The sequence below is a fragment of the Brevibacillus centrosporus genome (assembly GCF_046622605.1).
In the GTDB taxonomy this organism is placed as follows: Bacteria; Bacillota; Bacilli; order Brevibacillales; family Brevibacillaceae; genus Brevibacillus; species Brevibacillus centrosporus.
On the sequence record NZ_CP176856.1, the window covers coordinates 1,306,030 to 1,330,471 of the forward strand.

A 24,442-nucleotide genomic window follows, 5' to 3' on the forward strand; every position below is an offset into this window, starting at 1 on the left:
TAATATGACACAAGCTGGCATATTGGAATGGCTAGAATGGGTGGTAGCTCAACGAAAAGGGGAATCAACCATGGCACGGAAAATCATTTTGGATGTAGCCGTTACGTTAGATGGTTTTATTGAAGGAAAAAATGGAGAAGTGGATTGGTGCATGATGGACGAGGAGATGGGGTTTCTTTCGTTCTTGCATCAAATTGATACGATTTTCTATGGCAGAAAAAGCTATGAGCTATGGGGACAATTTCATCCGGAGCTGGCACATTCCGATATGGAAAAAGAAATCTGGAGAGTCGTTCATAGCAAGGAGAAATACGTGTTTTCCAGGACGCAAAAAGGGACTGGGGATAAAGCCATTTTTATGAACGATCACATTCTTGAAGAGGTAAATAAAATAAAGAACAAGCCTGGCAAAGACATCTGGCTGTACGGTGGATCGAGCCTCATTTCAACCTTTATCAGCCTAGGGCTTGTAGATGAATTTAGATTGTCTGTTCACCCGGTTGTTTTGGGAGAAGGCAAACCGTTGTTTATGGATATCAAAAAGAGGTTGAATTTCAAACAGGTTGAAGCCAGAACGTTCTCCTCTGGCGTGGTGCAGCTCATTTATCAATGGGATGGAAAAGAGTAGGGCTCATCTCCCTTCTTCAAGGCATGAGGTTGAAAATCGTGCAAGAAAACAGCGGTTGTCTAAGACAGTGTCTTTAGGTCTTAGGCAGCCGCTGTTCGATTTAGCAGCAGGGCAGCTATTTGTACAAATGACGGCGAACGATCCGTAATCGTTAAGCGGAAATCCGACTGGGATTTTGACGTTTTTATTTGAAATCTTGCTTGTTTTTTACGATTCGTTTGAGTTTAAAGGCTGACGATTACGAATGGTTTCTTAATGACGGAATTGTGTTACTATTTCCACAGGAGGGATCAGCGATGGATGACGTGGATCTGAGGATTTTGGAGCTGCTCGAGGAAAACGGAAGACTGTCTCATGAGGAAATCAGCAAGATCTTGCACATTTCTCGTCCGGCTGTCCATCAGCGGGTCGGCAAGCTTGAGAAGAATGGAGTGATCAAAGGATATCGAAGCATCATCGATTGGAGACTGATGGAGCAAAAAATCAAGGTGCTGATCTTTGTGAAAGCGAGATGTCAAAACTTCAAGGAAATGGCAGGGAAGATCGTGGAGCTGCAGGTGCCAAACGTCAAGATCGTGGAATGCCAGAGACTCGCAGGGGAGTGGTGCATGATGCTGAAGGTGCGCGTGAATGCACCGGAGGATCTCACGAATCTGATAGATGAAATGGTCAAGCATGAAGAAGTGTTGGAAACCTCGACGACCTTTATCTTGTCAACCATGTATGAAGATGGGTGGAAAGAAATTTGAAAGCAAGGGTGGAAAATAAGCGATGACAGGAAAAAAGGATACGAAGCTTTTTGCCATTACGATCGCTTTGCTGACCGTTTACTTATTTTGGGGAGGCACTTATCTCGGCATGAAAATTGCCATTGAATCGATTCCGCCCTTTATTATGGCGGGGGTGAGATTCACTTTGGCTGGTGTGTTTCTCTTCCTGTTCAGTCGTTTGAAGGGAGCCGAACTGCCAAGTGCTGCCGAGTGGAAAGGTGCGGGTATTGTGGGGGCGCTGCTGCTTCTCGGAGGCAATGGAGTCGTCGCCTGGGCGGAGCTGAGACTGCCCTCTGCGATCGCTTCCTTGCTGGTGGCAACAGTCCCGCTTTGGATTCTGGTGCTCAACTGGGCCGGAGGGAGCAGACAAAAACCGTCGGGCGGAGTGATGGCAGGAATCCTGGTTGGGCTCGCGGGCGTCGCTGTTTTGGTGGTCCACCCCGGTGGCTCGGAAGGTAAAGGTGCCGATACGATTGGGATTATCGTGCTGCTGGCTGCCTCGATTAGCTGGTCGTTTGGGTCCCTGTATTCTCGTACGGCAAAGCTCCCCGCATCTCCTTTGATGTCGACTGCCCTGCAAATGATTGTAGGGGGAATTCTGCTCAGCATAACATCCCTATTTCTCGACGACTGGACGAAGCTGCATGTTACGCAAATATCCCTACGTTCCTGGGTCGCCCTCGGGTATTTAATCGTATTTGGCTCGATTCTCGCTTATACGGCGTATATTTGGCTGCTAAAAAACGCAGAGCCTTCACTTGTGTCCACCTATGCTTTTGTGAATCCGATCGTCGCCGTATTTTTAGGCTGGCTGCTGGCGGATGAGCAGCTGTCTACCCAGTCGTGGGTCGCGGCGGCCTTGATTATCGCGGCAGTTGCGATAATCACGATTTTTCGCGGCAAGGGCGCCCGGCAGAATCAAACGGCTGCCAGAAAAGAGGAAGGAAAGCTTCAGGCTAGATAACAGAAAGAAAATAGAAGAAAAAACCCCATGTAAGGGCAGTCACTAAGGAAGACTGCCCTTACACTCTTCTTACGCACCTGCCCAACGATACTTTCGCTCCGGTCGACCGACCGTTCCGTAAAATGTCTCCACGGTAACCTCATTGATGGAGACCAAAAATTCCAGATATCTACGCACAGTCGAATGACTCATGCCAGCGAGTGCCGCCAAATCATCGGCATTGACGCTGTGCGCCGTCACCTGCATCTTGTCGCGAATGAGCTTGAGCGTCAGCTTATCGATTCCTTTCGGGAGCGTGGTGACGTTCTCGGCTGTTCTGGCAGCTGGCGTGATGGAAGCTTTGGTAAACAGCTTGTCGACGGCCATTTGATCCATGGTGGTATGCTGCTGAAGCTGGCTTCGGGTGCTCGCATACTGCGCCAGAGTCGACATGAATTTATCGATCATAATCGGCTTAATGATATAGCTGTACGCTCCGCCTCGTATTGCCTCACGGACCGTTTCCACGTCATTCGCGGCTGTAATCATGATGACATCAATACCGCGAAAATGCTTCCGAACATCCCGCAAAAGGTCGATGCCGTTCATATCCGGTAAGAAAATGTCCAAGAGAAGCATATCAGGAGTGACGACGTGGAGCATGTCCAACGCCTGCTTTCCAGTAGAGGCCGTGGCGATGATCTGGAATCCTTCCAGCTTGAGCGTGAATTGCTCGTAGATTTTGGCCGCTACTTCGTCATCTTCTACGATCATAACGGTAATAGGTTGATCAGACATGGTAGATACCCCCTTTTTCCTTACTCTCTCTGTTTGGGTACGACGATGGAGAAGCGAGCCCCTCCCAGATCACTTTTTCCGATTACTATATGACCGCCCAAATGTACGAGCGAATTTTTGACAAGGGCGAGACCCAGCCCGCGATTTTCGCCTGGCTTTGTAGTAACACCGCTTTCAAAAATGCGGGATTCCATATCGGCAGGAACGCCAGGACCGTTGTCCTCAATATCAAAAATAATGTCCTGACCCAAATCGGTAAAGGAGACGTGTACCATGGCATCGGAGCAGTTTTTTGCAAGCGCAGCCTCCATCGCATTGTCGATCACATTGCCGAGTATGGTGACAAGGATTTTGGGATCGATCGGCGCGGGAACATTCCCGAGATGGCTTTCCTGATCGATTTCCAATGACACCTTCAGTTCTTTCGAGCGGTTGATTTTCCCGAGCAGACAGGCAGCGATGAACGGCTCCTGTACCGAACTCATGAGAAAGGCGAGAATATCCTGTCTCTCCTTCACTTCATCCGTGATCATCTCCAAAGCCTTGTCATATTCCTTGAGTTTGAGCAACCCGTAAATGGTGTTTAAACGATTTAAATATTCGTGATTTTGCGACCGCATATTGTCGGAGAAAGAGCTGATTTTCGTGATCTCCTCTGTGAGCTGTTCGATTTCGGACTCCGGACGGAAAGTGAAAACGACACCTCTGACCTCGTTATTGCTCAAAATGGGAGAGTAATCCGTAATAAAGATCTCGTGTCCCAGCAAAATTTTCTGGTTCATATCCTGTGTATTTCGATTGATGGTGTGAATGATGTCCCGAATTTGCGGGCTGGAGATGGGTTTGCCCAGCGTCAAATCTTCCTGCAGGAGAGCACGGGCGCGCTTATTCATAGACACGACACGGCCCTGCATATCGACAGCGACCGTAGCGTCCCGGATGGATTCGAGTATCGCTGTTTTCTCCGTGAATAAAAAGGAGATCTCTTCCGGCTCCAGTCCAAAAATCAATCGCTTCACTCGCCGGGCGATGATAATCGCGCCAATGATTCCTACGATGAGAAGCAGCATGGAGAAGGCCACGACTCTTTCTTTATATTCCGCCACCCGTTTCTCGACGTCACTCATAATAAAGCCGACGGATGAGACGCCGATGGTTTCTCCTTTGCTGTTGACAATAGGGGTTTTTGCCTTGATCGCAGGGCCAGAAATACCTGAGCCGCGATAAATGACGGAACGGTTTTCGAGAAAGACAGGATCGTTACTCGTTCCCATCGGTAATCCGATTTGATCTGGATCGTAGTGGGAGTAGCGGATGCCTTCCTTGTTGCCGATGACCACATAGCTGGCGCCTGTCGTGGTCCGAATCATTTCAGCGAGAGGCTGGATCCATCGCGAGGGATCTTCTTTCTCAAAAGCGGCGATAATGTCATCATCCATGGCGGCCATTTTGGCAACCGTCATAGCTTGCTGTCCGATGTAGCGATCCAGAATGTCATCTAAAATGAAGGAAAAGAGAGCGGTCCCGATGCCCATGCTGATGAGAACGACAATAGAGATGAGCAGGACCATTTGGGTCAAGAGGCTGACCCTCGTTTTTTTGCGAGCGAAAACCATGGGCAAACCACCTTTGATGACAGATCCGGAAGTATGAAACCGTTTACTTACCTATATTATATAACAATATGGTCATGAGGACGGCCACTTGTTTTCATCCCATGCTGCTTTTTCGGGTATAGCGTACCCACGATCGAGACAAACTCTCTAGTAAGCCCGTCCTTACGCGTTTTCGGGACAAGAGCCATTTGTCCATTTATGGCGAAATAAAGGGCCTTTCACATTTGCGACACAAAGGAAAAATGTAACAAGGCAGTCCCCAATAGCTTTGCGAAAAAACTTTTGACAAATTTTCAATAAAAATTTGAACAAAACATGAACAACAAATGAATTTTATGTTACAATGTGTTCATAAGAGAGAAACGAAAATAAAAAAGACAGGGGTCTTGTGATATGAATAATGAGACAAAAGCAGCTGATACACTGAAATGGATGGCTTGGACCGCTACGATCGTTGGAGTGTTATTGTTTGTATTTAATGTAAGCGATTTCAGATCAGAGAATTTCCCATTGATGGTATCCATCGGCTTCCTGATCGCAGGTATGAACATTTTCCTTCTGAGCACGGTATTTCGTCTGATGAACATCCGGAAACAAGAAGTGTGAGAAAGTTGCAATCACAAAAGCATAGGAAACGAGACCTCTCATTTTCGCTATATTAATGAAATGAGAGGTTTTTTGTTTGTTCGGCAGGAATGTCAAAAGTGACAAGAGGTGAACCTAGGCGTTCACAAATGTGACGGTCACCGATAAAGGACGGTTCTGCTTGTCTTCTACACAGTAAAATTTTATTGACAGTGAATTAGCCCAGTGATGCCAAGGCCTCATTGGGCTTTTTGGCGTGCCTGAATATGAAGGGGAAAAGGGGATTTTTGGGGAGGAGTGGATATTCATAGCAATATTATGATCAACTAGTGACCGCTTCGTGAACACTTTGTAACAGAAAAACTACGAAATCTTGAACGTGCGAAAAAACGAGTACAAAAACATCTTGGCTCTGATAGTATGTAGTTGCGGTTACGCCAAGTGTTCACTTGTGCTAAAAAAGTATAGAAAGAAGCATTGCTTCTGTTGTTGTGTGAAAGAGGGAGGGATTAGGAGAATGAGTGGAGGAAAAATGCTGAGGCAATTTCATTTTTGGGTCTTGGCAGCACTAGCGACCGTCCTGCTTTCGGGATGTGGAAGTGATTATCTGGTCCTGAATCCGAAGGGACCTGTAGCCGAAACGCAGTACAATCTCATTGTCATCTCAGTGATATTGTGCGCCGTTATTATCGTTCCGGTTCTTGCGATTACTGCTTTTATCGTTTATCGATATCGGGATACACCGAAAAACAAAGCACCTTACAAACCTGATTGGGCACATAGTACAACCCTTGAGGTAATTTGGTGGGGCATTCCGGTAATCATCATTGCGATTTTGGGATATTTTACAGTGCGTGACACCTACGTTTTGAAAGAGTCGCCGAATCAAGAAGTGAAGCCGATCACGATTCAGGTTACGGCATTGGATTGGAAATGGATGTTTACTTATCCTGAACAAAACGTCGCAACCGTCAACTATTTAGAAATTCCTGCTGGTGTTCCTGTTCGTTTCCAAGTATCAGCGGAAGCTCCTATGAACTCGTTCTGGGTACCAGAGCTTGGTGGCCAGATTTATGCGATGTCTGGAATGGCAACAGAATTGTATTTGCAAGCAGATGAGCCAGGAGAGTTCCAGGGCTTTAGTGCGAACTTCTCTGGAGAAGGATTCGCCCATATGCAATTCAAAGTCGTTGCCAAGCCGCAAAATGAATTTGACCAGTGGGTACAGCAGGTGAAGGGCACGGCACCGGCAATGACCAAGCAAGATTATGAGGAATTGAAAAAGCCTGGCTTGACTGAGAAAAAGATGTATTCTGCTTTCCCAGAAGGCTTGTTTGAAGAAATCGTCCAGAAATATAGTCACGGTCACGATATGCATCATGTGATGGATCCAGTAGCACCTGCCGCACAGACAGGTGAAAAGAAAGAGGAAACTTCACATGAAACGCATCAAATGTCTGATATGAGTAATATGCCTGGGATGGATCATTCCGGGATGAAACATTAGTAGAAAGGGAGGAGGAATACCAAGTGTGGGAGAACATTAAGGAATTTGCGTCCACGTTCTTTGTTACTGGTGACCCGTTGATTTACGGTGCAGACGTCTCGATTGCTCTGACTATGGTCGCGATCGTCTTTGTCCTTACGAAGTATAAAAAATGGGGTTGGCTCTGGCGTGAATGGCTGACTACTGTTGACCATAAACGAATCGGGATTATGTACTTGATCGCATCTCTGCTGATGCTGTTCCGCGGTGGGGTCGACGCCCTGCTGATGCGTGTGCAGCTGGCATTCCCGAACGTAGAGTTCCTGCATTCGGATCACTACAATGCCATCTTTACGACTCACGGTACGATCATGATCTTGTTCATGGCGATGCCGATGATGTTTGGTCTGTTTAACATGGTCGTTCCGCTGCAATTGGGCGCACGAGATGTTGCGTATCCGTTCTTGAACGCAGTCAGCTTCTGGCTGTTCATGCTCGGTGCGATGCTGTTCAACCTGTCGTTCGTTATCGGGGGCTCTCCTGATGCAGGTTGGCTGTCGTATCCGCCATTGTCTCAAAATGATTTCAGTCCGGGTCCAGGTCAGAACTTCTGGATTTGGGGTATTCAGATCTCAGGGATTGGTAGTTTGGCGACGGGGATTAACTTCATCGTAACCATTCTGAAAATGCGTGCGCCTGGCATGAAGCTTTCCCAAATGCCATTGTTCAGCTGGTCTGTACTGTCCAGCAGCATCATGATCATTTTTGCTTTCCCAATCTTGACAGTAACGATTGCTCTCTTGTTCCTTGACCGTTTCGCAGGTGCTCACTTCTTTACCATGGGCGGCGGCGGTAACCCGATGATGTACCTCAACCTCATCTGGATGTGGGGTCACCCAGAGGTATACATCGTAGTTGTACCAGCGTTTGGTATCTTCTCAGAAGTCGTTGCGACATTCTCGAAGAAAACGATTTTTGGTTACAAATCCATGGTGTGGGCGCTGATGTCGATTGCAGTTGCATCGTTCTTCACATGGGCTCACCACTTCTTCACCATGGGTACTAGTGCCAGCGTCATCATCTTCTTTGCCATATCGACGATGGTCATTGCGATCCCGACTGGGGTGAAGATATTCAACTGGCTGTTTACAATGTTCCGAGGTCGGATATCCTTTAAACAGCCAATGCTCTGGACCATCGCCTTTATTCCTTGCTTTGTCGTAGGTGGTGCGACCGGCGTCATGCTGGCCGTTGCTCCTGCGGACTATCAATACCATAACAGTTACTTCCTGATTGCCCATTTCCACCAAGTACTGATCGGTGGGGTCGTGTTCGGTTACCTGGCAGGTATTTACTACTGGTGGCCAAAACTGTTCGGTTTCAAACTGGATGAGAAACTCGGAAGATGGGGTTTCTGGTTCTGGAATATCGGTTTCTACGTGTGCTTCATGCCGCAATACGCACTGGGCTTCATGGGTATGACTCGCCGTTACTACACATACGGCTGGGATCGCGGCTGGGCAGACCTCAACCTGATCTCTACCGTCGGGGCGTTCCTGATGGGGATCGGTTTCATCTTCCAAGTATGGCAGATCGCTTACAGCATCAAACACGGTGAGCGCGACACAACGGGTGACCCGTGGAATGCACGTACGCTGGAATGGTCGATTCCTTCTCCAGCACCGTTTTACAACTTTGCCGTCGTTCCACAGGTAAAAGGTGCCGACGATTGGTGGCTGACCAAGCAAGCAAAAGAAAATGGTACGTATAAAGAAGAGCCGGCGCATCTGGAGCCAATCCACATGCCGAAAAACTCGGGTATTCCGTTTATTATGTCCCTCTTCTTCTTCTTGATCGGATTCGGATTTACGTTCCACTGGGTATGGATGGCGGTAATTGGATTTATCGGCGTGGCGCTGTGCATGTGGGCACGTTCCTTCCAATATGATACGGATTATTACGTACCAGTGGAGGAAGTGCGCAGCACGGAGGCTTCACTGGGGAGGGTTTACTAATGGCGACTCAACACGACCACGCTCATGGACACGATCATGAACATGGCCATGAAGAACATGAACAACTAAAGGTCCTCGGTTTTTGGATCTTCGTTGTGACTGACTGTATCTTATTCGGTTCCCTGTTTGCCACCTTTGCGGTTTTGATGCATAACTTCGCGGGTGGCCCGACAGGAAAAGAATTGTTCGAACTTCCAGGGATTATCGCATCGACCTTTATCCTGTTGACTAGTAGCTTTACGAGCGGTCTGGCCGTTCTGGCAATGAATAAAGGCAAAGTCAAAGAAATGATTTCCTGGCTGGCAGTAACGGCTGTACTCGGTCTGGCCTTCGTCGTGCTGGAGATCAACGAGTTTACGCACCTGATGCATGAGGGTGCAACCATGGCAACCAGTGCTTTCTGGTCCGCATTCTTTACGCTTGTCGGTACACATGGACTTCACGTTTCGGTTGGTTTGTTCTGGATGGTGGCGCTGATGATTCAGCTGAAGCGCCGCGGTATTACACCAGTAACACGCCGCAAAGTGACCAACCTGAGCTTGTACTGGCACTTCCTGGACGTTGTGTGGATCTTCCTCTTCACAGTCGTCTACCTGATGGGGGTGATGTAGGATGTCACAACATGAAAACCATGGAGATCATCACAATCACGGATCGTTGAAATCCTATGTAATCGGGTTTATCCTGTCGATTGTGCTCACCATTATTCCACTGGTGATGGTCATGAACAACATGCTCGACAAGACCACTACAGTGATTTGGATCTTGGTGATGGCGGTCCTGCAATTTATCGTTCAGCTGTTCTTCTTCATGCACGTTCGTGAAGGCGAAAAGCCACGCTACAACGTACAGACATTGGTCCTGGGTCTGGTAATCGTGTTTACGATCATTGCGGGTTCCATCTGGATCATGATGTTCAACAAGTATTAAGCAAAACAGTTATGATACACCAAGGCGTGATGCTGGCAGAAGTTTGCCGGTGTCACGCTTCTTTTTTTCGCCAAATAAAAAAGCGCTTGAGCGCCTGTCTGTAGCGTGATAAGATAAACGGAATTTATACGGGAAGGAAGGGGATTCCAATGGGAAAGGCTTATCTTGTCGAGCCATCCATGCAATATCGAGAGTCGTATCTAGCTTTTTATCGGGAATGGAAAGAGTCCCAAGAGCCGATTGTTCCCTGGGTTGTCGACAAAGATCCATCTGATCTTGCAGCGTACCTGCAGTATTTGGAGGTGGAAAAGAGCGGAGAGAATCTGCAACCAGGCTGGGTGACTAACTCTACCTACTGGCTCGTGGATGAACAGGAGCAGGTCGTCGGAGCGGTTAATATTCGTCATTCCTTGAATGAAAAGCTTTTGAACACGGGTGGACACATCGGCTACGGAGTCGTCCCCTCTCAGAGAAGAAAAGGATACGCGACAAGAATCCTCGCCCAATCCTTGCAAAAAACAAGAGAGCTGGGACTGACGAGGGTCATGGTTGCCTGTGACGAAGGGAATATCGGCTCGGAAAAGACGATTGCCAAAAACGGTGGCGTATTTGAATCAGCCTTCATAGAAGAAGATGGAAATGTCGTACGGCGGTTTTGGATCGAGCTTTAGGTCTAAAACCGCCGTGATTTTTCCTGCATTCATTTCCGATGCTAGTCAACGATTCTTCCTCGGTAGATATTTCTTGATATGGAAATGTTATAGAAAATTGCGCAATTCATCAATATTCTTTATATTCAGAATGGTATTCTTGCTTAGTCGCCTATAGATAAAATATCATGAATATATCGATAGCAACCTCCGACAGACATCCATCCAGACCTCACAACTTACCGCACGGCGTCCACCAATCGGTCTTCTCATTCATTCGCTATCTCACCCTTGTCTAAACACAACATTTTCGGATGAAGTATATAACCCAGCACCAGTTGGCTTATATAAATAGCTCTATTATTTTGTAATTGATTTACAACAAAAGGAACAAAAAACAAATCCAGGGGGTAAAGAGATGAAGAAATGGGCGTTTTTATGGTTGGCATTATTGCTCGCGATCGTAACGGGATGTTCGCAGGAAGCGGGAGGCACAGTGAGCGGGCCATCCACGATTCAAAAGGTGCTGGACAAGAAAAAGCTTGTTATTGGTACTTCCAGTGGTTACTTTCCGTTCGAAATGAAAGATAAAGACGGCAAATTCGTTGGGTATGACATGGATTTGGGGACTGCGATTGCAAACGCGTTAAAGGTTGAAGTGGAATTTAAAGATTTTACTGATTTCGGCGGCTTGATTCCTGCTTTGCAGACAGGTGACATCGACATGGTCATTTCCGGCATGACGATTCGCGGAGACCGTGCTCTAGCCGTCAGCTTCTCCGATCCGTACTACTCGTCGGGGCAGGTCGTGATGGTGCCAAAGAAGGATACGACGACAAAAAGCTGGCAGGAGCTCGATCAGGCAGGCAAAAAGATTGCCGTCGGACAAGGGTCGACTGGCTCTTTACTCGCCAAGCAGTTATTTAAGAATGCACAGGTCATGGATTTTGACGGCTTTACAAACGCAGCTTTGGCAGTGAAGCAGGGCCAGGCAGATGCCCTGATTTTTGACGAGCCCGGTGTTCGCGTCTTTGAAATGATGAACAGCGATTCGGTCCGCGGCGTATATGAGATCCTGTCTTCCGAAAACCTGGGAATCGCTCTGCCTCTGAACGATCAAGCGACAATCCAGTGGGTAAACTCCTTCCTGGCATCGTACCGCAACGGATTGGATGATCAGGCATCGACGACAAAATGGTTCAAATCCAACGATTGGATCAATCAGGTGCAGCAGCAGTAGCTACCCGCTCCTACTACCAAATAAGGCCGTACAGAAGGAGGCTTGCTCAACATGGGTAGCGCTTGGGACGTGATTCCTCAAAATATTGGTTTATTAATGGACGGATTGTGGCTGACGCTGCAATTATCCGCATGCGCATTGGTTGTCAGTATTCCGATTGGGATTCTTTTGGGATTGCTCCGTATTTCGCGCAATCGTATTTTATCGTTTTTGGCTGTCAGCTATGTGGAATTCGTACGCGGGGTTCCCTTGCTTGTCTTGTTGTTCTGGATTTACTTTGTGCTAGGCAAATGGCTGAAGCTGGGACCATTCCTGTCAGGAGTTATGGGATTAGGTCTTTTCTCGGCAGCGTTTATTGCAGAAATCGTCCGTGCGGGTATCCAAGCGGTACCGCGCGGTCAGATGGAGGCGGCACGTTCTTCGGGCATGTCCTACGTGCAGGCGATGCGCTTTATCGTGCTTCCGCAGGCAATGCGCAAAGTTTTGCCGCCAATGGCCTCTCAGTTCATTACGCTGATCAAGGACTCCTCGCTCGTCTCTGTCATTTCCGTAGTGGACCTGACGCTGGTAGCCAAGAATCTCGTTTCCACGTCTTTTCGATCTTTGGAAGTATGGAGCTTCGTTGCCATCATGTACTTCTGCATTACCTTTTTTCTGTCTCAAGTCATTCGTGCATTTGAGCGGAGATACCGGGTGTCCGAATAGGGAAACCGTACGATCAACGTAAGAAGGAGGCCCGCCAGTGATTCAGATTAAACAGGTAAATAAAAGCTTCGGCAGTGTGCAGGTATTGAAAAACATCGATTTAGAGGTGCCGGAATCGCATGTCTTTGCACTGATCGGACCGAGTGGAGCGGGAAAGAGCACACTCATTCGCAGCATAAATGCATTGGAGTCGATTCAGACGGGCGAGATCATCGTGGACGGAATTTCTGTCCATGAAAAAAAGACGAATATCAACCAGCTGCGTTCGGACATCGGCTTTGTCTTCCAGTCATTCAATTTGTACCCGCATTTGACTGCTGTTGAAAACGTCTCCATCGCTCCGGTCCAGGTCAAGAAGGTTCCCAAGGATCAGGCGGAGGAAAAGGCGAAAAAGCTGCTAACCTCGCTCGGCTTGGGCGAGAAGTTCGGTTCGTATCCGAGCCAGCTTTCAGGTGGGCAGCAGCAGCGCGTGGCGATCGCGCGGGCATTGGCGATGGATCCAAAAGTGATGCTGTTTGACGAACCGACGTCTGCTCTCGATCCCGAGATGATCAAAGAGGTGCTGGATGCGATGAGGAGCTTGGCCTCTACCGGAATGACGATGGTGGTCGTGACGCACGAGATGGGGTTTGCCCGGGAAATTTGCAATCAGATCGTATTCATGGCGGATGGAGCGATCGTGGAAGTGGCACCACCTGAACAGTTTTTTACCCATCCTAAGACCGAGCGTGCAAAGGATTTCCTTTCCAAAGTACTCAATCATTAGACTTTCTGCGTTCGAGAAAAAGGAGGCGTGGATGTGAAAGCGGATTTGATCATTTCTCATGCGTATGTCATGACGATGGAGGGCAAGGGTGTCGGGATGATCGAGAACGGGGCGGTCGCTGTAAAAGGCGACACGATTCTCGATGTAGGAACAACAGAGGAAATTCTTGCAGGCTATCAGGCAGATCGAGTGATAGAAGCAAAGGGAAAGCTCGTCATGCCCGGATTAATTGACGCACACATTCACAGCGGCATTTCCATTTACAGAGGAATGGCTCAGGATATGTCGCATTGGATGCAGAAAGGCTTGTGGCCGTTCAAGAAAAATACGACCCAGGAAGAGTCACTCGCCGGCTCTCTGGTGACGATCATCGAAGGAATCAAGTCCGGGACGACGACGTTCTGTGACTATGATTACGGTATGAACCGGATCGTACAGCATTACGCCAAAGTAGGGGCACGAGCCAGAGTAGCGGAAACGGTCAACGAGCTGCCGAATGACATCGGGAAAAATCCGGTCGGGGAGCTGTATCCCTTTGACAGAGGGCTAGGGGGACAGAGACTGCAGGACAATATTCGGCTGTTCGAGGAATGGCATGGGCAGGAAAATGGGCGGATCACGGTGCTGTTTGGGCCGCAGGGACCAGACATGATGAGTACGGAGCTGCTGCTGGAAGTCAAAGCATTGGCAGAAAAGTATGATACGCGCATCCATATGCACGTGGCGCAGGGTGACCGCGAAATCAATCAGATGGTCAAGCGGTACGGCAAACGTTCCATCCCGTATCTCGATGAGCTTGGCTATCTGGATTCTCGCCTGATGGCGGTGCATCTGACGGAGGCCACTGTGGAAGAGACGCAGCTGGTAGCCAGACGCGGTGCATCGATGATCTACTGCGCAGGCAGTATCGGGATCATTGATGGACTGGTCCCACCTATCATGGACTTTCTGGAGGCAGGAGGTCAAGCAGCACTTGGCTCGGATCAGGCGCCCGGAAACAACTGCAACAATATGTTCAATGAAATGAAGTTCGCTGCTATTTTAAATAAAGTGAAACGATCCGATCCCCGGGTGTTTCCGGCATGGCTTTCCTTGAGACTGGCAACGATCGAATCCGCCAAAGCGATCGGTCTGGCGCATGAAATCGGCAGCTTGAAAAAAGGGAAAAAAGCCGATCTTCTCCTTATCAATTTACAGGATCCGAGTCTTAGCCCCGTTTATACCAATCCAATCCGCAATATCGTACCCAATCTCGTATATTCGGCGAAAGGCAGCGAGGTGGAGACGGTCCTCATCGATGGGCAAATCATCATGGAGGACCGCAAGCTGCTGACGATAGACGAAAAGGAAGCGATTCGACAAGCACAGGAAGCAGCTGTGCAGATCAGCATGCGCTCCCGAGACGATATTGTGGAGGCGCACAGCGATGTTTATCAAATGATGGAGGACGGATATCTATGACAACGATCTATACGAATGGCCGCTTTTACACGTTTGACCAGAATCAGCCGACAGTCGAGGCAGTGGTTGTGCGAAATGGAAGAATCATCGATTTGGGAAGCCACAGTGACATGCTTTTGCAGTGGGGGCGTGCCGATGCGGCGGTGAAGGATCTTGGCGGAAGCATGGTTACGCCAGGTCTGATTGACAGCCATCTGCACCTGTCTTCCATTGCGACGAAGATGATGACGATGGATCTCGGATCGATCACGACAAAGGATCAACTGCTCCAGGCAATCAAAGAGAAGGCAGACGAAACACCAGTGAATGGGTGGATTCAGGGAAGAGGCTGGGACGAGAACCGCTTTACCGAGGGCGGTATGCCTACTATCGAGGAGCTGGATCGGGTAGCCCCTCACTGGCCGGTTATCCTCACGAGGGTGTGCGGTCACGTCGATATGGTGAACAGCAAAGCGCTTGAGATTGCTGGGTATTCTCCTGAAATGGAAATTCCGTCTGGAGGAACGGTCGTCTTGGATCCTCAGACGAAGCGGCCGACAGGCATGCTGCTGGAAACCGCTGCGGAGATTATCGAGCGACACATCCCGGAGCCTACCTATCAGCAGTACAAGGACTCCCTGCGAGAAGCCATTCGTTACGCGATTCGTACTGGTTTGACTGGCGTACATACAGAGGATTTGCGCACCTTTGGCGGCATCGACCAGACTTGGCAGCTGTACGATGAACTGCTGAATCAGGAGCAGGAAAGACTTCGCTGCAATCTGCTCATCTACTATCCGCATATTCAGCGAGTGCGGGAACTGGGGATGTACGCAGGGTACGGTAATGAAACGCTGCAAATCGGTGCAGTCAAAGTCTTTGCGGACGGCAGCTTTGGTGGCCGAACGGCATTGCTATCCGCTCCCTACACAGATGATGCGGGCAACGTAGGCAGTGAGATTCACGACAACGACAGGCTTTATGAGATCTTCCGCGAGGCTCGGGCAGCGAATATGCCCATCGCGGTGCATACCATTGGTGACCTCGCGCTGGACAACGTACTGGATACCTTGGACCGCTTTCCTGCGGTTGCGCTGCGGGATCGCATGATTCACACGTCTCTCCTGCGTCCTGATCAGCTTGCTCGACTGAAGCGTCCTACGATGATTGCCGATATCCAGCCGAGATTTGTGGTAGGCGATTTCCCTTGGGTTGCTGATCGTATTGGACAAGGCAGAGCGGATCAAGCGTATATTTGGAAGACCATGCTGGAGGCAGGAATCATGTGTGCCGGGGGCTCAGATGCACCAGTAGAGCCGTTGGAGCCACTGCTCGGGATTCACGCTGCGGTTACACGCCGTGCACCGAAAGATACGCATGCGGGCTACAACCCGGGGCAAAACCTGACGATCGAAGAAGCTCTCCGCATTTTTACCTATGGCGGCGCACTCGCTACCAACGAGGAAACGGTCAAAGGTACCCTGAGTCGAGGGAAGTTTGCCGACATGACCGTCTATTCGCAGGATCTGATGAAGGTCGAAGCCGACGAGATTTTGAACACGCAAATCGAAAGAACCATCATCGGTGGAGAGGTATGCTATGAAAACGGAGGTAACAAAAACCTGGTAGAAATCTAGAAAGCGATGGCGAGCTGTTCAGGCAGCGGGCCCTATCAAAGAGCCAGCCGATACGAGAACCTCGTACGGCTGGCCTTTTTCAGTAGCTGGATCTGGTGAATGAAGTCATTCGTTCCTGCCAAAATAAGTGAGTACGTTGGCTGATTCGAAAGGCAAATCTGCTAGAGCCTGCACTTCAGGGGTTTTCTTTTTTTAGACATAGTATATAATTATGTTGTGAAACACATTTTGGAAAGGGGTTGCTTGTCTTGTTCGATATCGTGATTATTGGAGCGGGTCCCGCAGGTGGTAGTGCAGCTTTGTTTGCTGCGAAAGCAGGGAAAAAAACATTGTTGGTCGACAGTGATAAAAGCATGACAAAACGTGCTTGGATGGAAAATCATTACGGAATCATGGAAATTTCCGGCCCTGACCTGATTGAAACGGGGAAAAAGCAAGCAGCCAAATTCGGAGCTGAATTGGTTACCGATCAAGTAACGAATATTGTAAAAGGGGAGCAAGGCCTGACTGTAGAAACGGCTGAAAAAGGCTCCTTTGAAGCGAAGCATGTCATCCTGGCTACTGGTGCTCTAGTAGACCTGGCTGAAAAAGCGGGAGTGGCTACCAAAGCGGGTACAGAACCTCGCATCAAGACCGTTGTGGATGTAGATGCACAAGGAAAAACAAACGTGGCAGGCATCTGGGCTGCAGGTACGGTTGCTGGCGTGAGCGTACATACTATCATCACTTCCGGTGATGGAGCAAAAGTAGCGATCAATGTCATCAGCGAGCTGAACGGCGAGCGTTATGTGGACCACGATGTTTTGAAAACAAACTAAACGGACAAACCCAAACGACACCTTTTTTGGAGCTCTGCCTTCTGGCGGAAACAGGAAAGGTGTTTTTTTATGCGGGTAAGGTTTTGGAATGGAGCCGGACAGGAACGCCCCCAAGCAAGTGGCCCTACTAACGGAGCGTTTTCTCCTTTTTCCTCTCCTCCCCAACAGCTACACCGACCACTTAAAACTGGCGCCTTCCTACAATTCCACAGCTGCCAACCTTTCCACGAGAAGACGATAGAGCTCCTCAGCCGTATTGCCAACAACATTCTTTTTATGGAGCAGGGCAAAAGGCTTCTCCAGACACTGACCACAGTAATTGAGGCAACGCTCATCCGTCACGGTGATATTTGGCAGCTGCCTCAGCCTGTCCTTTACCTCGCACAGCTGTCCCTCAAAATTGCACGGACAAAATTTGATGATATGCTCCATATTCCTCGCCCCTTTTGCATAAAACGGTATTGGATCTTCTGGAATGAATTTTATAAGCCGTATGGAAATCTCAGCAAGAGCATGCATCAAATCCCAACCGCTTTAATGTAGCGCATGGCAAGTCCGGTAAAGCACGTCTGCGTTGGCGCGTGTTCTTGCACGGACAATCATTTCCTTCTACTATTTTGAATTGTAAAAATCATTCATCATTTCAGTCGCACCTCAAAAGAAAACTCGGAAACCACTAGGAGGAAATGTTCATGTCCGTTCAACAAGTAACTGGAAAAGTCGAGCAAAGAGAAGAGATTTTCCCTGTGCAAAGCATTCATCATGTTGAGCTGTTCGTAGGAAATGCCAAACAGACTGCTTATTACTTGTGCAAAGCCTTTGGTTTTCAAATGACTTTTTATCGAGGGCTGGAAACGAATTGCCGGGACCGAGTCTCTTATGTTCTCGAGCAGGGAGCGATCCGCTTTGTCGTGACAGGAACGCTTTCTGCGAATACCGAGATTGCTGATTTCGTCAAGCTTCACGGAGAGGGAGCAAGCGACATAGCTCTAAAGGTTTCCGATGTGGAGGCGGCCTACTGGGGAGCAGTCGAGCGCGGGGCGATTGCGATTCGCGAGCCGTGGGAAGAGAAGGACGCAAACGGAACTGTCAAAAAGGCGATAGTCGGTACATATGGGGACACCATCCATACCTTGGTGGAAACGACGGATTACACGGGTGCCTTTATGCCGGGCTTTGAGCCGTACGAGGGAGCGATTGCAGCCGAGTCTACGGGTCTGATCGGGATCGACCATATCGTAGGGAACGTGGAGGAGATGGAGAAGTGGGTCTCCTATTATGAAAACGTGTTTGGCTTCCGGGTGCTCAAGCATTTTGACGATGAGAATATTTCTACCGAGTACTCCGCTTTGATGTCCAAAGTGATGATGAATGGTACGGGTCGAATCAAGTTTCCGATCAACGAGCCTGCCGAAGGAAAACGCAAGTCGCAGATCGAGGAATATCTGGAATATTTCAATGGAGCAGGTGTGCAGCATCTGGCCTTGCTGACCAATGACATTATTAAAACGGTAGCTGCTCTGAAAGCAAATGGCATCGAATTCCTGACGACACCTGCAACCTATTACGAAGAGCTGGCCAGCCGCGTAGGGGATATTGATGAGGATCTGCAAAAGCTGCAGGAGCTGAATATCCTGGTAGACCGTGACGATGAAGGCTACCTGCTGCAAATTTTCACGAAGCCGATCGTGGACCGGCCAACTCTATTCATCGAAATCATTCAGCGCAAAGGGGCAGTAGGATTCGGCGATGGCAACTTCAAAGCTTTGTTCGAGTCAATCGAGCGCGAACAAGAACGGCGTGGAAATATGTAAGTATATCGGGAGGGGAAGTTGGAAGTGGGGAGCATACAAGCTTTTCTGACCCATCTGATTGACTACGCTGGATTGTTTCCTCCAGCTAGTCTGCCGCTGGAGACATCGGTACGTCATTACGCTTCCTATCAGGCAGATCCTGACGCCTGGATTCTGGGGCACTTCGTCATTCCGGCTACGGCCTTGATGGATTTGGCTCCTTACAAGACGCTGTTTTCCAAAGAGCAGCCTTTGAAGATCGCTGCACTGGGACGGAAAAGTGCAGATGAGGAAAGCTGCAGGGAGTACTTGCAGGAAGACCTGAACCAGGTGGCGTCCTTTCACGCTGAATTCGCTGAGTCGGGAAAGGTTGGGGTCTGGGAGCAGCCCCTTCCTCCTGCTTGGGAAGGCGGCAGACTGCTAGCATTCATCGCGGAGGAGGCGAAAAAGCGAGACTTGCGCGTTTTCTGCGAGCTCGCGGAACCCTTTCATCCAGAGCGGGAAGCTCGTTTGATGGAAGCTCTCGATGCCATCGCCGCGATCAATGCACAAGGGGACATGAAGCTGGGCCTGAAGCTGCGTACCGGAGGAGTGACGGCAGACGCGTTCCCAACTGTGGAGCAGGTCGCAGCCGTTCTCATCGGTTGTCGGGATCGCGGGATTGCCCTCAAATTTACAGCAGGGCTGCACCATCCCATTCGTATGTACCGCGAGGAAGTTCAGACCCGGATGCATGGCTTTCTCAACGTTTTTACAGCAGGCTTGCTTGCCTGCGCCCATCAGCTGGATGCACAGACCGTTCAGGAAATACTCGGGGATGAGCGAGCCGAGCACTTCTCTTTTCAGTCGGATGAGCTGACTTGGCGAGGGCTTTCCATCTCTGCCGCAGGCATTAGACGATTTCGTGAAGTGGCCTTGTGCTCGTATGGCAGCTGCAGCTTTGACGAGCCACGGGACGATTTGCGAGAATTGCACTTTTACTCTCAGGAGGAGAAATGACCATGATGCGTTCCTTTATCGAGGTTGGAGCAGAATCTCCCTTCCCCATCCAGAATTTGCCGTACGGCGTATTTCGTCCTCACTCTGACCGAACTGCACGTATCGGTGTCGCCATCGGAGAATTCGTCCTGGATCTTTCTGTTCTAGACAAATTCGGGCACTTCCAGACGACTGGTGTGGCTGGCAAAAACGTATTTAACCAGCCTTCCTTGAACGCATACATGGCTCTTGGGCGCAAGGTATGGAAGGAAGTGAGGGCGAAAATCCAGCAGATGCTCAGCGCAGATGAAGCGACCCTGCGCGACGATGCCGTGCTTCGGGACAAGGCTTTTCACCGGATGGCGGACGTCGAGCTGCTCATGCCAGCACAGATCGGCGATTACACTGACTTTTATGCATCCAAGGAGCATGCGACGAATGTCGGGATCATGTTCCGTGGAAATGACAATGCCCTCATGCCAAACTGGACGCATCTTCCTGTCGGCTATCATGGCCGGGCAAGCTCTGTTGTTCTCAGCGGGACGGACGTGCGCAGGCCACAGGGCCAGATGAAGCCACCGGCAGCAGAAGCACCCGTCTACGGTCCCTGCAAGCAGCTAGATTTCGAGCTGGAGATGGGCTGGCTGATCGGTCCGGGCAATTCGTTGGGAGAGCCAATACCGGTAGAAGAGGCGGAGGATCATATTTTCGGGCTTGTCCTGGTGAATGACTGGAGCGCCCGCGATATTCAGACGTGGGAATACCAGCCGCTCGGGCCGTTTATTGCGAAAAACTTCGCGACGTCGATCTCGCCCTGGGTCATCCCATTTGAGGCTTTGGAGCCTTTCCGCGTGGCAGGACCCGAACAGGAGCCGCAGCCGTTGCCCTATTTGCGGTCCACTGGAGCAGGTTCGTTTGACATTCGCCTCGAGGTGTCCTTGCAGGGAGCGAGTATGGGGAAGCCACAGCGGATTGCCGCCAGCAACTTCCGCTATCTCTACTGGAGTATGGCGCAACAGATCGCTCATCATACCGTAGGCGGCTGCAACCTGAGACCTGGTGATTTGTTGGCTTCGGGAACGATCAGCGGACCGGAAAAAGAGATGCGAGGCAGCTTGCTCGAGCTGTCCTGGCGCGGAACGGAGCCGCTTGAGCTGGAAAACGGCGAACAGCGAGTCTGGCTTGAGGATGGAGATCGTCTGACGATAACCGGATGGTGTCAAGGGGAAGGCTATCGGATCGGATTTGGTGAAGTGACGGGGCGCGTTCTTCCAGCAGGAAAATCGAGCTGACAGACAGACGTGATAAAGGATAGGAAACGGAGGAGCATGTATGCCGCACTATGTAAAGCTGGGAAACGTACCCCCGAAGCGTCATACGCAGTTTCGAAAAGAGGACGGCGGACTCTACTATGAGCAGCTGATGGGGACCAAGGGATTTTCCGGAATTCAATCGTTGATCTACCATATCAACCCGCCTACACAGGTGAAAGCCGTAAAGAAAATCAAAGACATTCACTATGAATGGGAAGAAAAGGACGCCCTCAAGCACCGCCATTTTGGGACGGCAAGCGTGGAAGCAGGCGGGGACTTCCTGGAAGCGAGAGTCATGTTTCTGGGAAATGAGGATTTGACGATCGGAGTGGCACGTCCGACACAGAGCATGCCTTATTTTTACCGGAACGGGGAAGGCGACGAGCTGATCTTTGTCCACGAGGGAGAAGGGAAAATCGAGAGCATCTTTGGCGAGCTTTCCTTCTATCCGGGCGATTACCTGATCATTCCGATTGGCACGACCTATCGTGTTGTTCTGGAAACGAGCGAGGCCCGCTTTCTGGTGGTCGAATCGAATTCGGAAATCGTCCCGCCGAAACGGTACCGCAATGCACATGGACAGCTGCTGGAGCATTCGCCGTTTTGCGAGCGGGATTTTCGAGTGCCCGAACGACTGGAGGCAAAGGATGAACGGGGAGAATTCGAGGTTCGCGTACGCGCGCAGGGGATGCTGACTTCGTACCTGTATGATTTTCATCCCTTGGACGCGGTCGGGTGGGACGGCTATTTGTATCCCTATGCTTTCAGCATTCACGACTTTGAGCCGATTACAGGTCGTGTCCACCAGCCGCCGACGGTGCACCAAACCTTTGAGGGGCACAACTACGTGGTTTGCTCCTTTGTTCCTCGTCTGTACGACTATCATCCTCTGGCAGTCCCGGCTCCCTACGTGCACAGCAACGTAGAAAGCGATGAGGTCCTGTACTACGTTGCTGGCGAATTCATGAGCCGCAAAGGAATTTCCGAGGGCTCGATCACTTTGCATCCAAGCGGGCTGCCTCATGGTCCGCATCCAGGGAAAATGGAAGGCAGCATCGGCAAAAAGGAAACAAAGGAACTAGCTGTCATGATCGATACCTTCCGTCCGCTTCGAGTCGTCAAGCAGGCCTATTCCTACGAGGATCCGAACTACATGTACAGCTGGCTGCCCTAGTACCAGATAAATGAACGAGATGGTTTCCATGCTCCTTGCGCAGGAGCATTTTTTTTCGTGTAGAACAATTATAAAGGCAATGAAAAGCGGATACATTTGGAAGAGCAACTGGAAGTGCCGTAATGAAGGAGATGATTGGTTGATCACCAAGGAGAGCAAAGTAAATTTTGTCCTCGCAGGTCTTTTGCTGGGCCTGTTGATGGCATCGATGGATAATACAATCGTAGCAACGGCGATGGGAACGATTGTAGGGGAGCTAGGCGGACTAGACAAGTTCGTCTGGGTGACCTCGGCGTACATGGTGGCAACGATGGCAGGGATGCCGATTTTCGGGAAGCTGTCCGATATGTATGGTCGAAAACGGTTTTATGTGTTCGGGTTGATCGTATTCCTGCTAGGGTCGATTTTGTGTGGAACAGCGAACAGCATTGTCGAGCTGAGTATCTACCGCGCGATCCAGGGAATTGGCGGCGGCGCGCTGATGCCGATCGCTTTCACCATTATTTTTGATGTGTTTCCGCCAGAAAAACGGGGGAAAATGACGGGTCTTTTCGGTGCCGTATTTGGAACGTCCAGTGTGTTCGGGCCGTTGCTTGGCGCGTATATCACCGAGTACATCGGCTGGCACTGGATCTTTTATATCAACGTGCCGATCGGTGCCCTCTCCCTCTATTTCATTTCGGTGTATTACAAGGAATCGCTGGAGCATCGAAAGCAAAGCATCGACTGGTGGGGCGCGATCACCCTCGTGGGAGCTGTCGTCAGCCTGATGTTTTCCCTGGAGCTAGGCGGCAATCAATACGCGTGGGGATCGGTGCAAATACTGGGCTTGCTCACGAGCTTCATGGTTCTGTTTCTCCTGTTTTTATGGATCGAAACGAAAGCGGCAGAGCCGATCCTGTCGTTTGCGATGTTCAAGCGCCGTTTGTTTGCGGCCAGTAATGCCGTTGCCCTTTTGTACGGCGCTGCTTTTATTATCTCAACGGTCTATCTTCCTATTTATATTCAGGGGGTGTACGGGGGATCGGCCACCAATTCCGGTCTGCTGTTAACACCGATGATGGTAGGCTCCGTCGTAGGCAGCCAGCTGGGCGGGATGCTCACTACGAAAATAAGCTTTCGCCGCATCATGCTGATATCCGCCGTCTTTTTTGTCCCTGGTATTTTCCTGTTAAGCACGCTGAGCCCGGAAGTGCCGAGATGGCTCGTCACTATTTACATGATACTGACTGGTTTTGGGGTAGGCTTTTCTTTCTCGGTACTGGGAATGGCGGTCATTCACGGGTTTGATATGCGGCAACGAGGATCGGCCAGCTCGACAGGCTCGTTTTTCCGTTCATTGGGTATGACGCTTGGAATTACGATTTTTGGGATCGTGCAGCGCAACCTGTTCGAGAGCGATATGAAAAACGCGTTTGCGGGTCAATCCGGTCTTCCAGAGGGAATCGTAGGCGATCCACGAGCGATCCTGACACCAGAAACGCGTGCAGCGATACCTTCCCCCATCCTGGATCAGATCACGGATTTCCTCGCCTCGTCTATCGCCCATACGTTTCTGTGGGCGCTGGTTCCTGCGGGATTGGCCGTCGTCTTTATCATCCTGATGGGCAATGAGCGCGTGCAGGTGAATGCCACAGGGCACAAAGAACCAAATCCGGGGCGAGGCGGGTCATAAGTGCTGGATTCGATGGAGGAAGTGGGATGGGCGACCGATTTTGAAATTATTATGAACATTGGACAATTACCATTCTTTTGATAGTGTTTCGTTTATAATGATGGTAATTACACTCAAGGATGGTACCCGCTCATGATGAATACGGCTCTCGGACGTTTTCGTATAATCGGTATTGTGGAAGGAATCTCGTATTTGGTGTTGCTCGGGATCGCAATGCCTCTGAAGTATTGGCTGGATGTGCCCGTTGCCGTAAAAGTGGCAGGATCCCTGCATGGCTTGTTCTTCGTACTCTATCTACTTGCACTTGCACATGTGACCTTCCAAAAAAGATGGTCCATTTTGAAAGTGGCTGGTGCGTTTATCGCGTCACTGCTTCCATTTGGCAATTTTGTACTGGACGCACGTCTCAAGCGGGAACAGCCGTAAAGCGTAGACAACAGGATCGAACACGACAACGAAGGCGGGTAAACATACCCGTCTTT

General features: G+C 49.9%; 24 protein-coding genes. 21 read left to right on the plus strand and 3 right to left on the minus strand.

The features are described 5' to 3' along the window. Positions 1 to 70: 70 nt before the first annotated feature. From ACLIN2_RS06960 to yedA, 3 genes are all read left to right on the plus strand, one after another. On the plus strand, positions 71 to 628 hold the full coding sequence (locus ACLIN2_RS06960; protein ID WP_411503611.1) for a dihydrofolate reductase family protein: 558 nt from the start codon (positions 71 to 73) through the stop codon (positions 626 to 628). A gap of 296 nt (positions 629 to 924) precedes the next feature. Then, positions 925 to 1,377, plus strand: a complete 453-nt coding sequence (locus ACLIN2_RS06965; protein WP_400584109.1) for an Lrp/AsnC family transcriptional regulator — start codon at positions 925 to 927, stop codon at positions 1,375 to 1,377. 22 nt (positions 1,378 to 1,399) lie between these two features. Continuing rightward, positions 1,400 to 2,362 (plus strand): drug/metabolite exporter YedA, encoded by a 963-nt coding sequence (gene yedA, locus ACLIN2_RS06970; protein WP_092266281.1) that lies wholly within the window; start codon positions 1,400 to 1,402, stop codon positions 2,360 to 2,362. A 69-nt stretch (positions 2,363 to 2,431) separates the two neighbouring features. Here the strand turns inward: yedA and ACLIN2_RS06975 are convergent, their stop codons facing one another. Next, positions 2,432 to 3,139 (minus strand): response regulator, encoded by a 708-nt coding sequence (locus tag ACLIN2_RS06975; RefSeq protein ID WP_400584111.1) that lies wholly within the window; start codon positions 3,137 to 3,139, stop codon positions 2,432 to 2,434. A 20-nt stretch (positions 3,140 to 3,159) separates the two neighbouring features. Continuing rightward, positions 3,160 to 4,755: an ATP-binding protein gene (locus tag ACLIN2_RS06980; RefSeq protein WP_411503612.1), complete on the minus strand. Its 1,596-nt coding sequence runs from the start codon at positions 4,753 to 4,755 to the stop codon at positions 3,160 to 3,162. A 393-nt stretch (positions 4,756 to 5,148) separates the two neighbouring features. Here ACLIN2_RS06980 and ACLIN2_RS06985 point away from each other — a divergent pair, with 393 nt between their 5' ends. The 12 genes from ACLIN2_RS06985 to ACLIN2_RS07040 all read left to right on the plus strand — a co-directional run bounded on the left by ACLIN2_RS06985 (position 5,149) and on the right by ACLIN2_RS07040 (position 17,027). Then, entirely contained in the window at positions 5,149 to 5,361 is a 213-nt protein-coding gene (locus tag ACLIN2_RS06985; RefSeq protein ID WP_092266278.1) for a hypothetical protein, read from the plus strand. 496 nt (positions 5,362 to 5,857) lie between these two features. Continuing rightward, positions 5,858 to 6,847, plus strand: coding sequence for a ubiquinol oxidase subunit II (cyoA, locus tag ACLIN2_RS06990; RefSeq protein WP_411503613.1), 990 nt, complete (start codon positions 5,858 to 5,860; stop codon positions 6,845 to 6,847). A 23-nt stretch (positions 6,848 to 6,870) separates the two neighbouring features. After that, positions 6,871 to 8,841 (plus strand): cbb3-type cytochrome c oxidase subunit I, encoded by a 1,971-nt coding sequence (locus ACLIN2_RS06995; protein ID WP_411503614.1) that lies wholly within the window; start codon positions 6,871 to 6,873, stop codon positions 8,839 to 8,841. Beyond that, positions 8,841 to 9,452, plus strand: a complete 612-nt coding sequence (cyoC, locus tag ACLIN2_RS07000) for a cytochrome o ubiquinol oxidase subunit III (protein ID WP_092266275.1) — start codon at positions 8,841 to 8,843, stop codon at positions 9,450 to 9,452. The genes ACLIN2_RS06995 and cyoC overlap by 1 nt, the downstream gene beginning before the upstream one ends. Before the next feature lies 1 nt (position 9,453). Then, positions 9,454 to 9,771 carry a cytochrome o ubiquinol oxidase subunit IV gene (gene cyoD / locus ACLIN2_RS07005; RefSeq protein WP_092266274.1) on the plus strand — a complete coding sequence of 106 codons (318 nt, stop codon included), beginning with the start codon at positions 9,454 to 9,456 and terminating at the stop codon, positions 9,769 to 9,771. A 149-nt stretch (positions 9,772 to 9,920) separates the two neighbouring features. Next, on the plus strand, positions 9,921 to 10,442 hold the full coding sequence (locus ACLIN2_RS07010) for a GNAT family N-acetyltransferase (RefSeq protein WP_411503615.1): 522 nt from the start codon (positions 9,921 to 9,923) through the stop codon (positions 10,440 to 10,442). Positions 10,443 to 10,839: 397 nt separating this feature from the next. Continuing rightward, positions 10,840 to 11,661, plus strand: a complete 822-nt coding sequence (locus tag ACLIN2_RS07015) for a transporter substrate-binding domain-containing protein (protein ID WP_092266272.1) — start codon at positions 10,840 to 10,842, stop codon at positions 11,659 to 11,661. A 51-nt stretch (positions 11,662 to 11,712) separates the two neighbouring features. After that, complete coding sequence (locus ACLIN2_RS07020; protein ID WP_092266271.1) at positions 11,713 to 12,366, plus strand: amino acid ABC transporter permease; 654 nt, start codon at positions 11,713 to 11,715, stop codon at positions 12,364 to 12,366. A 37-nt stretch (positions 12,367 to 12,403) separates the two neighbouring features. Further along, a complete protein-coding gene (locus tag ACLIN2_RS07025; RefSeq protein WP_092266270.1) occupies positions 12,404 to 13,132 on the plus strand; it encodes an amino acid ABC transporter ATP-binding protein in 729 nt (242 codons plus the stop codon). A gap of 33 nt (positions 13,133 to 13,165) precedes the next feature. Beyond that, a complete protein-coding gene (locus ACLIN2_RS07030; protein WP_092266269.1) occupies positions 13,166 to 14,593 on the plus strand; it encodes an amidohydrolase family protein in 1,428 nt (475 codons plus the stop codon). After that, a complete protein-coding gene (locus ACLIN2_RS07035) occupies positions 14,590 to 16,209 on the plus strand; it encodes an amidohydrolase (protein ID WP_411503616.1) in 1,620 nt (539 codons plus the stop codon). The genes ACLIN2_RS07030 and ACLIN2_RS07035 overlap by 4 nt, the downstream gene beginning before the upstream one ends. A 248-nt stretch (positions 16,210 to 16,457) precedes the next feature. After that, positions 16,458 to 17,027 (plus strand): FAD-dependent oxidoreductase, encoded by a 570-nt coding sequence (locus ACLIN2_RS07040; RefSeq protein ID WP_092266267.1) that lies wholly within the window; start codon positions 16,458 to 16,460, stop codon positions 17,025 to 17,027. Positions 17,028 to 17,225: 198 nt separating this feature from the next. Here the strand turns inward: ACLIN2_RS07040 and ACLIN2_RS07045 are convergent, their stop codons facing one another. After that, positions 17,226 to 17,459, minus strand: coding sequence for a DUF1450 domain-containing protein (locus ACLIN2_RS07045; RefSeq protein WP_400584128.1), 234 nt, complete (start codon positions 17,457 to 17,459; stop codon positions 17,226 to 17,228). 260 nt (positions 17,460 to 17,719) lie between these two features. On the opposite strand from ACLIN2_RS07045, the gene hppD reads away from it, so the two are divergent. From hppD to ACLIN2_RS07075, 6 genes are all read left to right on the plus strand, one after another. Next, positions 17,720 to 18,841 (plus strand): 4-hydroxyphenylpyruvate dioxygenase, encoded by a 1,122-nt coding sequence (gene hppD / locus ACLIN2_RS07050; RefSeq protein WP_411503617.1) that lies wholly within the window; start codon positions 17,720 to 17,722, stop codon positions 18,839 to 18,841. Positions 18,842 to 18,865: 24 nt separating this feature from the next. After that, a complete protein-coding gene (locus ACLIN2_RS07055; protein WP_411503618.1) occupies positions 18,866 to 19,819 on the plus strand; it encodes a hypothetical protein in 954 nt (317 codons plus the stop codon). A 2-nt stretch (positions 19,820 to 19,821) separates the two neighbouring features. After that, a complete protein-coding gene (gene fahA, locus ACLIN2_RS07060; protein WP_411503619.1) occupies positions 19,822 to 21,090 on the plus strand; it encodes a fumarylacetoacetase in 1,269 nt (422 codons plus the stop codon). 40 nt (positions 21,091 to 21,130) lie between these two features. Beyond that, positions 21,131 to 22,285 (plus strand): homogentisate 1,2-dioxygenase, encoded by a 1,155-nt coding sequence (locus ACLIN2_RS07065; protein ID WP_411503620.1) that lies wholly within the window; start codon positions 21,131 to 21,133, stop codon positions 22,283 to 22,285. A 139-nt stretch (positions 22,286 to 22,424) separates the two neighbouring features. Beyond that, entirely contained in the window at positions 22,425 to 23,960 is a 1,536-nt protein-coding gene (locus ACLIN2_RS07070; RefSeq protein WP_411503621.1) for an MDR family MFS transporter, read from the plus strand. A gap of 132 nt (positions 23,961 to 24,092) precedes the next feature. After that, the gene (locus ACLIN2_RS07075; protein WP_411503622.1) at positions 24,093 to 24,386 is read left to right on the plus strand and encodes a DUF3817 domain-containing protein; all 294 of its coding nucleotides are present in this window, start codon (positions 24,093 to 24,095) and stop codon (positions 24,384 to 24,386) included. The last annotated feature ends 56 nt before the right edge of the window (positions 24,387 to 24,442 follow it).

Bases quoted from the DNA above. Each gene is read 5' to 3' on its own strand.
- ACLIN2_RS07015 (WP_092266272.1), top strand. From the start codon at position 10,840: ATGAAGAAATGGGCGTTTTTATGGTTGGCATTATTGCTCGCGATCGTA.
- ACLIN2_RS07010 (WP_411503615.1), top strand. From the start codon at position 9,921: ATGGGAAAGGCTTATCTTGTCGAGCCATCCATGCAATATCGAGAGTCG.
- ACLIN2_RS06980 (WP_411503612.1), bottom strand. From the start codon at position 4,755: ATGGTTTTCGCTCGCAAAAAAACGAGGGTCAGCCTCTTGACCCAAATG.
- hppD (WP_411503617.1), top strand. From the start codon at position 17,720: ATGTCCGTTCAACAAGTAACTGGAAAAGTCGAGCAAAGAGAAGAGATT.
- ACLIN2_RS07075 (WP_411503622.1), top strand. From the start codon at position 24,093: ATGATGAATACGGCTCTCGGACGTTTTCGTATAATCGGTATTGTGGAA.
- yedA (WP_092266281.1), top strand. From the start codon at position 1,400: ATGACAGGAAAAAAGGATACGAAGCTTTTTGCCATTACGATCGCTTTG.
- ACLIN2_RS07020 (WP_092266271.1), top strand. From the start codon at position 11,713: ATGGGTAGCGCTTGGGACGTGATTCCTCAAAATATTGGTTTATTAATG.
- fahA (WP_411503619.1), top strand. From the start codon at position 19,822: ATGATGCGTTCCTTTATCGAGGTTGGAGCAGAATCTCCCTTCCCCATC.
- ACLIN2_RS06975 (WP_400584111.1), bottom strand. From the start codon at position 3,139: ATGTCTGATCAACCTATTACCGTTATGATCGTAGAAGATGACGAAGTA.
- cyoD (WP_092266274.1), top strand. From the start codon at position 9,454: ATGTCACAACATGAAAACCATGGAGATCATCACAATCACGGATCGTTG.
- ACLIN2_RS06965 (WP_400584109.1), top strand. From the start codon at position 925: ATGGATGACGTGGATCTGAGGATTTTGGAGCTGCTCGAGGAAAACGGA.
- ACLIN2_RS07065 (WP_411503620.1), top strand. From the start codon at position 21,131: ATGCCGCACTATGTAAAGCTGGGAAACGTACCCCCGAAGCGTCATACG.
- ACLIN2_RS07045 (WP_400584128.1), bottom strand. From the start codon at position 17,459: ATGGAGCATATCATCAAATTTTGTCCGTGCAATTTTGAGGGACAGCTG.
- ACLIN2_RS06960 (WP_411503611.1), top strand. From the start codon at position 71: ATGGCACGGAAAATCATTTTGGATGTAGCCGTTACGTTAGATGGTTTT.
- ACLIN2_RS07035 (WP_411503616.1), top strand. From the start codon at position 14,590: ATGACAACGATCTATACGAATGGCCGCTTTTACACGTTTGACCAGAAT.
- cyoA (WP_411503613.1), top strand. From the start codon at position 5,858: ATGAGTGGAGGAAAAATGCTGAGGCAATTTCATTTTTGGGTCTTGGCA.
- cyoC (WP_092266275.1), top strand. From the start codon at position 8,841: ATGGCGACTCAACACGACCACGCTCATGGACACGATCATGAACATGGC.
- ACLIN2_RS06985 (WP_092266278.1), top strand. From the start codon at position 5,149: ATGAATAATGAGACAAAAGCAGCTGATACACTGAAATGGATGGCTTGG.